The sequence below is a fragment of the Mucilaginibacter sp. UYCu711 genome (genome assembly GCF_050433825.1).
Lineage (GTDB): Bacteria > Bacteroidota > Bacteroidia > Sphingobacteriales > Sphingobacteriaceae > Mucilaginibacter.
The window spans coordinates 34,001-46,122 of record NZ_JBNPWM010000006.1; the positions used below are offsets into that span (position 1 = coordinate 34,001).

Genomic DNA, 12,122 nt, shown 5'->3' on the forward strand with positions numbered 1-12,122 from the left:
TAGTTATTAAGCGGTTAAAACAGGTTCTGCGTCGTGAAATGTCAGGTTACCGGCGGTAGCTAGAAATTCTTCCGCGCGCTTTACCATATTTGCCGAGCCGATAAATATGGGTGAGCGCTGGTGTAATTCTGTCACCTCAAGGTCAAGTATTCGCCGGCTGCCATCAGTAGCCCTGCCGCCGGCCTGCTCAATAATAAAGGCCATTGGGTTACACTCATAAACTAAACGCAATTTTCCGTTAGGAGCCGAAAAGGTTACCGGGTAAATAAAAACACCACCCTTGATCAAATTCCGGTGCAGATCAGCAACCATCGAACCAATATAACGGGATGCATAGGGCCGGTTGGTAGCTTTATCCTCAACCTGACAATATTTAATATATTGTTTTACACCTTTTGGAAAATGTACATAATTGCCTTCATTGATCGAATAGATCACGCCATCTTGTGGAATTTTCATATTAGGGTGCGATAGGCAAAATTCGCCAATAGAGGGATCTAAAGTAAAACCGTTAACTCCTTTACCAGTGGTATATACCAGCATGGTTGATGAACCATAAATAACGTAACCCGCAGCAACCTGCTCAACTCCTTTTTGTAAAACATCTTTCAATGTTGCAAGGCCTGTCGTGCTTTTTCGGCGGTAGATAGAAAAGATCGTTCCGATGGCCACATTTACATCGATATTAGAAGAACCGTCCAATGGGTCTATAGCTACAATATAGTTAGCGTCCTTTGATACCTCTTCTTCTAAACGGATGATATCTTCATTTTCTTCTGATGCGACAAGACAACATTCGCCACCACTACGTAAAGCTGAGATAAACTGTTCGTTAGCATAAACATCTAACTTCTGCTGGGTTTCTCCCTGTATGTTCGTACTACCTGACTCCCCCAGGATGTCCATCAGTCCGGCTTTGTTCACTTCGCGGTTAACAATTTTGGCAGCGATGCCAATATCCCTTAGCAGGCGAGACAACTCGCCTTTGGAATAAGGAAAATCACTTTGTTTTTCAATGATAAACTGACCCAGGGTTTTAAGGTTTGACATATACTTAGTGTATTTAATACGGTAATAAATTTGGTTGTTAATTCGGCAATTTAAGAATATATAAAGCTAAATTTGACTATAAATGGCTTTATTTTTGAAGAAATAAAGTCTACTTAGTGTATAGATATGTTGTAGTATTGTTCCTTTTTTCCAAAAATGTGCCTTAATAAATATTAGAACAGCTTTATGCTCTAAAAAAGTAGAAGATAATAGTTGTTTTTTCTAAATAAATGGTTTAGTATAGGTTTAAAGTTTAAGAATATCAACCTTTACTTTATGAGCCAACCTCGTAAACATAATTTTGGTGCAGGTCCATGCATCTTGCCAAAAAACGTATTAATTGAAGCGGCAAATGGTGTCGCCCAATTGGAAAATTCCGGATTGTCCGTGTTAGAAATTTCACATCGCTCACCTGATTTTGAACAAATCATTACGAATGCCCGAAACCTGGTGAAAGAACTTCTTGAGGTGCCGGACGATTATAGTATTCTTTTCTTGCAGGGGGGCGCAAGCATGCAATTTTGCATGATACCGATGAACTTTTTGAATCGTAATAATACATCTGCGGCCTATTTAGATGCCGGCTATTTTGGACAGAAAGCTATTAAAGAGGCCGAACTGTTTGGGAATATAAATATTGTCGCTTCATCTAGCCAGAGTGCCTATGATTATATTCCCATTGACTTTCATGTTCCCGACGATGCAGCCTATTTCCATTGTACTTCAAACAACACGATAGAAGGAACCGAAATGTTTGAGTTTCCGGATACTGGTGTTCCGCTTATATGCGATATGTCTTCCGATATTTTTAGCCGTAAAATAGATGTTTCTCGTTTCTCTTTAATTTATGCCGGCGCTCAAAAAAATATGGGCCCTGCAGGAGTTACCCTTGTTATCGTTAAAGACAGTTTCCTTGAAAATGTTAGTGGAAACATTCCTTCTATGCTGGATTATCGTATTTACCGGAATAGCAATTCATTATTTAATACGCCGCCGGTATTCGCGATATACGCCACAATGCTCAATCTCCGGTGGTTAAAAAGCAGGGGCGGAGTTAAGTTCATACAAACGGAAAATTCGGCGAAAGCACAATTGTTATATGATGAGATCGATCGGAACCCCTTGTTTTATGGATTAGCTAAACGAACACACCGATCATTAATGAACGTTACGTTCCGCATGTATCAACCAAAACTAGAAACAGATTTTCTGGCATATGTCACTGAACAGGGCATTGTGGGGATCCAAGGCTATCGCACTGTTGGTGGCTTCCGCGCTTCTTTATATAATGCGTTGCCATACGAAAGTGTTAAAGTGTTGGTCGAATGTATGCGGGCTTTTGCTGAACAAAACAATTGAAATCAAAATAGATCAAATATGGCAACCATTTATCCCTTTCGAGCAATTCGTCCAAATCCGCTATATGCGGGGCAATTGGTGTTTACCGCACCGCAGGTAGAATCCGTATCGTGGAAGGTAAGCGCTGCCGGAAACCTGGCGCCATTAAAAGATCAACTTGAAAATGCCGCCCGCATAAGGCCTGAAACTCCGGAAGGCCAGGAGCGGGCCTACGCCAATATAAAAAAAACGCTCACTGAATTGATGGATGCTGCCCGGCTATACCGCGAACTCCGTGCGGGCATATATGTTTACGAGATCGAGATGCCTAACTACCGGCAAGCCGGAATCTGGACATTGACAGCGGTAAGCGACTACATGCAGGGAAGGATTAAGACCCATGAGCACACGCTGACAGACAGCGTAAGAAGAATATATAATTACCGCGAACAAACGGGGCTGGAAGGTAACCCCGTTTTGTTAACTTATTCTCCCAGTGTCGCCATTAACCGCATTATTGCCGAAACCCAGAAAAACGGTGAAAAGGTTTCCTTAGGATCGAAAATGGGATTTCATCGTATCTGGAAAATTGAAAATAAGATTACCCAGCGAAAATTGATCAGCGCTTTTGCAGCTATCAAAGATGTTTACATGGCAGACGGTCATCATAGGTTGGCATCAGCGGCAAAATTATTAGCTTTCCAACGGGAAAATAACCTCCCGCTTTTTGATAAGATAAGTTCGCTTTATATTGCTTCAGACCAATTGCGGTTGCAGGAATTTGATCGGTTGTTTTTACCGGACAAACCGCTTGACCAGGAGTTTTTTTTTCAGCGACTCAGCACTCATTTTACCGTTTCAAAAGTAGTTTTCACCAAAGCTGTAAAACCTAACAAACCCAACAAGATGGGGATGTATGCGTTTGGAGAATGGCATTACATTTTACCGCGTTCAATCCCCGCGACCGTTGAAGGTTGTATTGATGCCGCGATATTACAGGAACAGCTACTGGAGCCGGTATTTGGTATTAAAGACCCCCAGACAGACCCGCGCCTTAAATGTATTGGCGGAGAGCGGGCGCTTGAAGAAATTGCCGACCAGTTACTGGTACGCCCCGATGCCATTGTCTTTACGCTGTTTCCGCTTAATGTACAACTACTAATGTCTGTTGCTGACGCCAGGAAAAACCTCCCACCCAAATCAACCTGGATCGAACCTAAAGTGCCTTATGGTTTACTACTCTATCAAAATAGCTAACTTAATTTTTGTTAATGGTAATAGGGTTTTTGAACCGATATAGAAACGGCACTGCTTAATGTATTCTGGAAATGAGATTGTGGTTGGTTTGTTGTTGCTGTAATATAAATTTTCCCGACTATGTTGTAGATTCCGCTGAATGTAGTACGTAGTATTTAGTATTATTTAAGTAAAACATGAGAATTAGCCAGTGGGTCCACCCACATGGGCTCGAACAAAAGACCAAAAGATTTTTCGATATATTCAAATGGGCTAGGAGTAATTGGCATTATCAGTCGACCGCTATGTATTGCCGCCTCAAATAAGAAAGTCGTTCATCTTTTAAAAAGAAGAGAGTGAAATGAAGGATTGATGAGAAAAACAATTTCGTTAAAATGTACTTCCTAATACATCTTTAAGCCATTTAGAAGTCCATCAACTCCTTTAAAGTAATATTTAATCCTTTCGATAATTCGATTAAAGTATTAAACGTCATATTTATTTCTCCATTTTCATATCTCACAATATCGGCATGTTCGATGTTACAATTAGTAGCTAATTTCCTCAAAGATAGATTTTTGCTTTTGCGAAGTGTTTGTAAGTGACGGCCGAATTTAACTAAATGATCTTTGTAGATTTCTTTTGCCATCGCAGTAAGTAGAACTGCGGGGAAATTGATAGTTTTTAGAATAAAAAGTGTTGTGTTTTAACACACCAATATGTAACTTAGTTTCTTCTTTGAAGCAACATATGGCGACGAAATTGAATCTCAAACCCAAAAAAGTAACCAGTTTATATTTCGCAATTGGTTTACTTTTACTGTGGCTAGCAATATTTGTCGCAATCCATTATTATGTGTAGGAAAAAGCAAATTAGATTTTAAAGTCCAATAATTCTTTTGGTTCGACTTCCAAGCCTTTAGCGAGTTCGAAAATTGTCGATAATTGAACATCCCATACTCCATGTTCAATTTTAGAAATTTGGCTATCGTCAAGATCACACCTAGCCGCTAACTTTAATAAAGATAGCTTTTTAACCGTCCTGATTGTTTTCAGGTTACTTCCAAAACGTTCTTTCAAATGATCGTAATTACTTTTCAATTTTCTTAAATATATGACATAGTCAAAGTGAAAAAATATTTTTAATAAAACACGGAAGTATTCTTCCGTGAATGAAATGATTTATTATATTTGTTTTGCGATACTTCTTGATAAAAATGAAGCATCGCTTTGTCTCGACTTAGAAACCTGAGAAATTTCAAATCCACGAGACGTAAGTGACCGCCCATATCCTATAACCATAGGTGTGGGCTCGCTTACCGTGGATAGGCCTTCTCAGGTGCCTTAAGTCGGTAAGTTGAGTCCGCGCCTATGGTTTTTTTGCGCTGACAAATTTGCCACTATTAATTTGGGAATGGAAGCGTTGATCATAAAACACAATTTCACAGCAGGTATAACTCTAAAAGAAATAATGACTACTTTCTTTAGGGAAAACACGCCTGATTCTACAAGAGTCCTTTTCTGGAAGTTTTTTCAATGCTGGGTTACCCGGGATTGCAATATCAAGGCGGATCTGTCCGATGAAGAAATAGCCCTGTTCTTCGATCAGTTAATTGACCTGGTGGCCGCGGCTTATAAAGTCCATCAAGCGAACAGGGTTTGTAATAAAAATGAGGAAGGAGATGTTCATGAATAGCTATCCTGTACACTCTTTTTTCCTTTTGATCTGCCCGCCGGAGTGATGTTATAACGCGTGTAAATCTAATTTTTTAACCATTTAACAGTATTGAAATGAAGCTCAAAATATGCTTAGTGGGATTGTTTTGCCTTTTTTTTAAGGTAATCGCTCTAGCTCAAACTAATACACATACGCTGAAGGTCGGTGATCTAGTATCGGATATAACGATCAAAAATATTATAGGTTATCCAAATGAAAGAAAAAAACTATCTGATCTTAAAGGGAAACTGGTTCTGCTGGATTTTTGGGCAACCTGGTGTTCATCTTGTATCGTGAAGTTTCCGGAAAATTATGCGTTGCAAAAAAAGTTCAGAGATAAATTCTTGGTTTTACTGGTCAATAGTAAAAGCACACATGATACCGAAAGATCAATTAAGAATTTTCTGGATAGAAGAGTAGCACAATATTATTTTCCGTGTATTGTGGAAGACACTTTATTGACCAGCCTATTTCCGCATCAAACATTGCCCCACTGCGTTTTGATCAAAGACAATAGGGTAGTTGCTATAACCGATGCCGAGCATATTACTGAGGAGAATATTTCCGCATTAATTAGCGGTCGAGATCAGTCCATCTTTGTAAAAAAAGACAAGAAGTTTGACCTGCGGCAACCATTATTTATAAATGGTAATGGTGGAGCGCAGCAGCCATTTATTTTTCGCACTTTGTTATTACCACGTATTGAAAATCTAACAAGTGTTTCCGGCTTTATTCCAGCACCCAACCACCGCGTTTCTGCCATCCGTATTTATAACGGCCTGTTAACCTCGCTCTACAAATTCGCCTATCGCGAGTATTCCAACTTTGAACATGACAGGACAATATTTAAAATTGTCAAAGGTCATAATGATTTATTGGATAGCGCCGCAAATGTGGGTTTTGATAAAGTGCAATTCACTTATGAATCAAATTTCTCTCCACGACCGTTTGCTGAAAGTTTAAAAGTGCTTCAAGCTGACCTTGACAGTTACTTCAACCTAAAAGTAGACAGTGAATACAGGGATACGCTCTGCTACGTAATTAAACTCCAAGCCGGTGGAACGCTGCCCGGTTGTGATAAAGGTCAAACGGCTGAAACAAATATATACGAAAATAGCGGAGCTACGATCTACTTTACTAATCTGCCTTTTAGCGACTTAACAAGTGCCCTGGAAGGTGTTTATCAGGTCCCGTTCATCAACGAAACAGGTGGTAATAAAGAAATATGTCTGCAACTGCCAGCTAATCTGTTAGATCGGGAGAAATTGACAAAAAGCCTTTTAAATCAAGGATTGATCCTGATCAAGGAAAGACGGAAGCTCAGTTATTTCGTCCTGAGCGACAAAGCTTTTGCCGCGCGCCCTAATTGACCTAATTATTTAACCTTAAAATAAAACGCATGAAATATTTATACATCACCCTGGGTTTATTATTGTCCTTGACGAGCTATGGACAAACGATTACCGGAATTGTCCGAAACGATCGTAATGAAGGCCTCTCCCGAGTTTTCGTAATGGAGACCAACACCAAAAATAACGCAGCTACCGACGACAACGGTTATTTTAAACTGTCGTTAATCAACCCGACCAACGTTTTACGATTTTCTGCTTCAGGATATGAAACCTTGGATTTGAAAGTTACCGAATCCAAACAGGTATCTGTTATTCTTACAAAAACAGAAAACAAGTTAGACGAAGTTCAGATCATTGCCTACGGCACCAATACACAAAGGTACAATGTTGGTTCGGTGACCAAAGTGACAGCTCAGGACATTGAAAAACAAAATATTACCAATCCACTTGCTGCCTTGCAAGGGAGGGTGCCGGGGTTAGTCGTCACCGCTTCAAGTGGATTACCCGGGTCTTCTTTCCAGGTTCAAATTCGTGGACAAAATACGCTCAAATCTACGGCCACCGGTATTAATCCGCAGGACAATCCGCTCTATATAATTGATGGTGTTCCTTTTGCAACTCAAAATGGTAATGTCAACCAATTTACCTCGATAACATCACCTGGCAACTTTTCAGCTTACAACAATGTCTACGGTGGATCCAGTCCTTTTAATAGCCTTAACCCGTCCGATATTGAAAGTATTGAAGTTTTACGTGATGCAGATGCTACAGCTATCTACGGGTCGCGAGGCGGCAATGGCGTAATCCTGATCACAACAAAAAGAGGGAAAGCAGGGAAGACAGAGTTTAATACAACGATCAAAGATGGTGTAAGTTTTGTAGGAAATACGAAACCAATGATGAGTATAAATCAATATTTGGCAATGCGAAAGGAAGCTTTTGCCAATGATGGTCTGACGCCAAATCTTACCGACGGAAGCCCAGCTTATGCACCGGATCTGCTAGCTTTCGATACCACGCGCAATAAAGATTGGCGTAAAGTTTTCTTTGGGAACGTAGCACATAGCGTCAACGTCGTGACCGGTATATCAGGAGGGACACAAAGTACTCAATTTCGTATCAGTTCGGGTTTTAACCGCGATACTTATATTTTTCCCGGTGGCTTTTCAGACACAAGGGCAACTTTTTCGGCCAGCGTGCATCATGCGACCCCGGAGAAAAAGCTTACCCTGGACTTTTCAACAGGCTATTCGTATGACAAGAACAACTCATCCGGAACTCCAAATCTGTTATTGGTCGGTACGCTCGATCCGGACTATCCCGAGCCGCTGGATGTTAACGGAAATTTGGTTTGGAATTATAAAGGAGTTTTACTCGGAGGGTCGGTTGCAGCAACAAATCCTTACGCGGTACTCAAGCGATCTTATAGTCTGCAAAACACAAATCTAAACAGTAATCTATTAGTGGCATATCAATTGATAAAGGGGTTGGTGATTAAAACCAGCTTAGGTTATAATGTTTATGATAGTAAAGAATATTCCGGAACACCGATAGCCGCCCAAAATCCAATATACAACCCAACATCCTTGGCTAAGTTTGGGAACAATGACTACTTGACCTGGATCATTGAACCGCAGCTGGAATACTCCGGAAAAATAAGTAAGGGTGCATTTGATATTTTGATTGGTAGCACTTTCCAACGGAATAGCAACTTGAAAACTGAAACTGACGGGTATGGTTATATCAACGATGCCTTAATAAATTCAATTTCAGGTGCTTCAACTATTTCCGCTTCCGACGCTTACAATGAATACAAGTATGCTGCCATATTCGGTAGGGTGAATTACAGGTGGGATAACAAATATCTTTTGAACCTAAACGTCCGGCGGGATGGATCCAGTCGCTTTGGCCCTGATAAACAATTTGGAACATTTGGTTCCGTTGGTGCAGGCTGGCTCTTTAGCGAAGAAACTTATGTCAAAGATAATTTCCCGTTAATTAGTTACGGAAAATTAAGGGGAAGTTACGGCACGACCGGAAGTGATGCAATCTCGGATTACCAGTATTTCTCCCGGTGGGCGCCTACTCGTTATACCTACAACGGGAGTTTAGGTTACGCTCCACAAAATTTGTATAATTCGAACCTCAGCTGGGCTTCGACAAAAAAACTCGAATTTGGTTTGGAACTAGGTTTCCTAAAAGACGCCATCCTTCTAAACGCATCATGGTTTCAAAACAGAAGCGGGAAACAGCTTATAACATACCCACTAGCCAGCCAAACAGGGTTCCAATCGGTTTATGAAAATTGGAACGCCGTAGTACAGAATACAGGTTTAGAATTTTCGGTGCAGGCATCGCTGTTAAGATCGAAAAACTTCAAATGGACAACTTCCTTTAACTTAACCTTACCAAAAAATAAGTTGCTTTCTTTTCCTGATCTGCAAAGCTCCAGCTACTCAACTACCTATTTTGTAGGGAAATCACTGAATACGGTTACGGGCTATAACTACGCTGGAGTTAATCCGACAACAGGACTTTTTCAGTTCATTGACGCAGCGGGCCACTTGAACACGGATCCTGAATCACCTTACCTTGGCAGCATGTATGACTATATTATCATAGGAAATACTGACCCTGAATTTTATGGAGGTTTGCAAAATTCGTTTATCTATAAAAACTTTCAACTTGACATTTTTGCTGAATTCAAGAAACAACTCGGTATAAACTATCTCGCACAAGTGTATTCAAACCCTCCGGGATTCGAGCAAAATCTTCCGGCTTCCTTTGTAAACAGATGGCAGAACAAAGGTCAACAAGCAGAGATCCAGCGCGTATCTACCCAATATGGTGATGAATATACGACAGGTTCCGATTTTATTCAATCTTCCGGCGCATACAGTGATGCGTCTTACATTAAAATAAGGATTTTATCATTTTCTTACCAGGTATCGACCCGTTTATTATCGCGGTTAAATATTCATAGTTTACGAATTTCCGCTACCGGTCAAAACTTATGGACCATAAGCCACTATAAAGGTAATGATCCTGAAACACAAAGTTTTTACGGCGTTCCCCCATTAAAATCTATCAGTCTTGGTTTAAATATTAACCTCTAAAATTATCGTTATGAAAATATCAAATTCAATATACGTGTGTATAAGTATCTTTTTGCTGCTAAATTCCTCCGGTTGTAAAAAGTTTGTCACCATTGAACCTCCGAAAAATCAGTTGACATACCAGGGCGTATTTGCAGATAGCGTAAACGCAAGAGCCGCTGTCCTGGGTATTTACGAAACCGCCATGCAGCAAACTGCCATGAGTTTCAGCAACGGCGGCTTTTCATTATACGGAGGGCTATCATCGGATGAACTTTATATCTCAGGATCGGATCAAGCTAGCGCCGAATTTTTCAATTACAAACTGCAGCCGCTGAATTCAAATAACCTGGCATTATGGGTTTTCGCTTATAAATATATATATCAATGCAATGCTAGTATAGAAGGACTTGCGGCTTCAGAAAATATCCCGATTTCCTCTAAAATGTCTTTGATTGCTGAATTAAGGTTTCTTCGGGCTTTTTTTTATTTCAATCTCCTGAATTTATATGGTGAAGTACCAATCGTTACAACAACCGATTATGAGTTAAATCGCTTAGCTCCCAGGGCACCGGCAGACCAGGTTTATGCGCAGATCGTAACGGATCTCCAATTTGCGCAAGCTAATTTGCCGGCGAACGCTTCCATTAAGGCACGTGCAAATTTTTATTCGGCCACTGCATTGCTGGCCAAAGTGTATCTATACACCCAACAGTATACGAAGTCGGTTACAGAGACCAACAAAATTATCAACTCCGGAAAATATACCTTGACTGCAAATATTAACAACGTATTCCTGCCAGGCAGTTCGGAAAGTATCTGGTACCTGGTGCCGGTTGCACCGCTGCGGGCAACCTGGGAAGGATATTACTTTATCCCTTCTTCCAATACGACTAAGCCAAAATATGTGATAGCTAATACCTTATACAACTCCTTTGAAAACGGAGATTTGCGCAAGGCTGCCTGGATAAAAGGGAACGCAACAGGCGGAGTATTATATCCATATCCTTACAAATATAAACTGGCGTTAGTATCAGGCACGAATTCTGAATACTCCATTATATTTCGGTTGGCAGAAATCTACCTGATCAGGGCAGAAGCAAAAGCGAATTCTGAAGACTTGACTGGGGCAACAGCAGATCTAAACGTAGTAAGACAAAGAGCTGGGCTTGCCAGAACTACCGCTGCAGATAAATCAACAATGCTCTTAGCCTTAGAAAAGGAAAGGCAAACTGAACTTTTTTGTGAATGGTGTAACAGGTGGTTCGATTTAAAGCGAACAGGTAGAGCACCAGCGCTTTTAGGTAACAAAACAGGTTGGAATAGTAACGCTTTGTTATACCCCGTGCCGTTAGCTGAATTAAATACCAATCCAAAATTAACTCAAAATCCCGGGTATTAAAAAAAGAAGGGAGCCTTTACAGCTCCCTTCTTTTTTCTAATGTTTCTCAACCACTGTTACCGGAGTTTGTGAAGTTCCAATTAGCATGTTAGTAGTGGGATCCACCTGACTAGCGTCATAACCAGAAACACATTGTTTTCCGGTGCCTGCACAAGAGTTCGTCGGCGCGGACGGACCGTCATCACCTGAACGGTAGGTAGCGTTAGCTGAGGGCGTTGGCGAACTTGCCGCTACAGATCCACTTATATTAAACCATTTCAGATCGGTGAATTTTTTGTTTTCCGCTTGATGAGGTACGGTAAAAGCACTTGCGCTTAATGCGATGATTACAGCTAAAATTCCAATGATGTTCTTTTTCATGTTGTTGAAAGCTTTTATAGATCAAAAAGCTTTTGAAAAACTTTAAGTTAATAAAATAAACGATTGCTTACTCGTTGAGGTTTTCAGCTCCCCCTTGTTATGGCCTGACCAGCAAACCACAACCCTTCTATTTTTAAACGCCTTGCGACCTCCTTTCCCTGTAAACAATATATGTTCCCCAAATCGTTAACAGCAAGTAAAATAGATTAAATAGAAAATGAACGTTCCAACCAAGGAATGCAATCACACCTCCGCAAGAGCACGGGATCCTGTTAAAGAAGTGTAAAATGACCAAACCTACATAGCCGGTAAATATTGCCATCATTATAGCCGATAAGTACAAGCCGATGGTTAGCGTGCCTTTGTTTAACAATAAGATACCAGTGACGATTTCCAATGGCGGAAGCGTATAAACCAGACCTTTAGCCATCCAAAGCGGAATCGTCTGTGCAGACATTTGTACTTTGAAATGTCCAAAGTCTAACAACTTGCTTGAGGCAGAATAAACCCAAAGAATGATGAGTAAAAAAATGATGATATCTAAAATTGTTTTATTAACTGTCTTCATAATTG

The 12,122-nt window shown here is 40.5% G+C and carries 11 protein-coding genes; 6 read left to right on the plus strand and 5 right to left on the minus strand.

Annotated elements, in window-relative coordinates; all coding sequences use genetic code 11:
• Positions 1-6: 6 nt before the first annotated feature.
• Positions 7-1,050, minus strand: coding sequence for a class 1 fructose-bisphosphatase (gene fbp, locus ABIB50_RS13575; RefSeq protein ID WP_429380279.1), 1,044 nt, complete (start codon positions 1,048-1,050; stop codon positions 7-9).
• Positions 1,051-1,326: 276 nt separating this feature from the next.
• Between fbp and serC the strand changes: the two genes are divergently transcribed.
• Positions 1,327-2,409 (plus strand): 3-phosphoserine/phosphohydroxythreonine transaminase, encoded by a 1,083-nt coding sequence (serC, locus tag ABIB50_RS13580; protein ID WP_429380281.1) that lies wholly within the window; start codon positions 1,327-1,329, stop codon positions 2,407-2,409.
• A gap of 18 nt (positions 2,410-2,427) precedes the next feature.
• The gene (locus ABIB50_RS13585) at positions 2,428-3,645 is read left to right on the plus strand and encodes a DUF1015 family protein (protein WP_429380283.1); all 1,218 of its coding nucleotides are present in this window, start codon (positions 2,428-2,430) and stop codon (positions 3,643-3,645) included.
• 403 nt (positions 3,646-4,048) lie between these two features.
• On the opposite strand, the gene ABIB50_RS13590 is transcribed toward ABIB50_RS13585, so the two are convergent.
• A complete protein-coding gene (locus ABIB50_RS13590; protein ID WP_429380285.1) occupies positions 4,049-4,273 on the minus strand; it encodes a helix-turn-helix domain-containing protein in 225 nt (74 codons plus the stop codon).
• 223 nt (positions 4,274-4,496) lie between these two features.
• Positions 4,497-4,724 (minus strand): helix-turn-helix domain-containing protein, encoded by a 228-nt coding sequence (locus tag ABIB50_RS13595; RefSeq protein WP_429380287.1) that lies wholly within the window; start codon positions 4,722-4,724, stop codon positions 4,497-4,499.
• Between the two features lie 313 nt (positions 4,725-5,037).
• Between ABIB50_RS13595 and ABIB50_RS13600 the strand changes: the two genes are divergently transcribed.
• From ABIB50_RS13600 to ABIB50_RS13615, 4 genes are all read left to right on the plus strand, one after another.
• Complete coding sequence (locus tag ABIB50_RS13600; protein WP_429380289.1) at positions 5,038-5,319, plus strand: hypothetical protein; 282 nt, start codon at positions 5,038-5,040, stop codon at positions 5,317-5,319.
• 95 nt (positions 5,320-5,414) lie between these two features.
• Positions 5,415-6,710: a TlpA family protein disulfide reductase gene (locus ABIB50_RS13605; RefSeq protein WP_429380291.1), complete on the plus strand. Its 1,296-nt coding sequence runs from the start codon at positions 5,415-5,417 to the stop codon at positions 6,708-6,710.
• Between the two features lie 29 nt (positions 6,711-6,739).
• On the plus strand, positions 6,740-9,808 hold the full coding sequence (locus ABIB50_RS13610; protein ID WP_429380293.1) for a SusC/RagA family TonB-linked outer membrane protein: 3,069 nt from the start codon (positions 6,740-6,742) through the stop codon (positions 9,806-9,808).
• A 10-nt stretch (positions 9,809-9,818) separates the two neighbouring features.
• On the plus strand, positions 9,819-11,189 hold the full coding sequence (locus tag ABIB50_RS13615) for a RagB/SusD family nutrient uptake outer membrane protein (RefSeq protein ID WP_429380295.1): 1,371 nt from the start codon (positions 9,819-9,821) through the stop codon (positions 11,187-11,189).
• A 36-nt stretch (positions 11,190-11,225) separates the two neighbouring features.
• Here the strand turns inward: ABIB50_RS13615 and ABIB50_RS13620 are convergent, their stop codons facing one another.
• On the minus strand, positions 11,226-11,549 hold the full coding sequence (locus tag ABIB50_RS13620) for a hypothetical protein (protein ID WP_429380297.1): 324 nt from the start codon (positions 11,547-11,549) through the stop codon (positions 11,226-11,228).
• 133 nt (positions 11,550-11,682) lie between these two features.
• Positions 11,683-12,117 carry a MauE/DoxX family redox-associated membrane protein gene (locus ABIB50_RS13625; RefSeq protein ID WP_429380299.1) on the minus strand — a complete coding sequence of 145 codons (435 nt, stop codon included), beginning with the start codon at positions 12,115-12,117 and terminating at the stop codon, positions 11,683-11,685.
• Positions 12,118-12,122 lie beyond the last annotated feature (5 nt).

Coding starts and splice junctions, on each gene's coding strand:
- fbp (WP_429380279.1), bottom strand. CDS start 1,050: ATGTCAAACCTTAAAACCCTGGGTCAGTTTATCATTGAAAAACAAAGT.
- serC (WP_429380281.1), top strand. CDS start 1,327: ATGAGCCAACCTCGTAAACATAATTTTGGTGCAGGTCCATGCATCTTG.
- ABIB50_RS13585 (WP_429380283.1), top strand. CDS start 2,428: ATGGCAACCATTTATCCCTTTCGAGCAATTCGTCCAAATCCGCTATAT.
- ABIB50_RS13590 (WP_429380285.1), bottom strand. CDS start 4,273: ATGGCAAAAGAAATCTACAAAGATCATTTAGTTAAATTCGGCCGTCAC.
- ABIB50_RS13600 (WP_429380289.1), top strand. CDS start 5,038: ATGGAAGCGTTGATCATAAAACACAATTTCACAGCAGGTATAACTCTA.
- ABIB50_RS13605 (WP_429380291.1), top strand. CDS start 5,415: ATGAAGCTCAAAATATGCTTAGTGGGATTGTTTTGCCTTTTTTTTAAG.
- ABIB50_RS13610 (WP_429380293.1), top strand. CDS start 6,740: ATGAAATATTTATACATCACCCTGGGTTTATTATTGTCCTTGACGAGC.
- ABIB50_RS13615 (WP_429380295.1), top strand. CDS start 9,819: ATGAAAATATCAAATTCAATATACGTGTGTATAAGTATCTTTTTGCTG.
- ABIB50_RS13620 (WP_429380297.1), bottom strand. CDS start 11,549: ATGAAAAAGAACATCATTGGAATTTTAGCTGTAATCATCGCATTAAGC.
- ABIB50_RS13625 (WP_429380299.1), bottom strand. CDS start 12,117: ATGAAGACAGTTAATAAAACAATTTTAGATATCATCATTTTTTTACTC.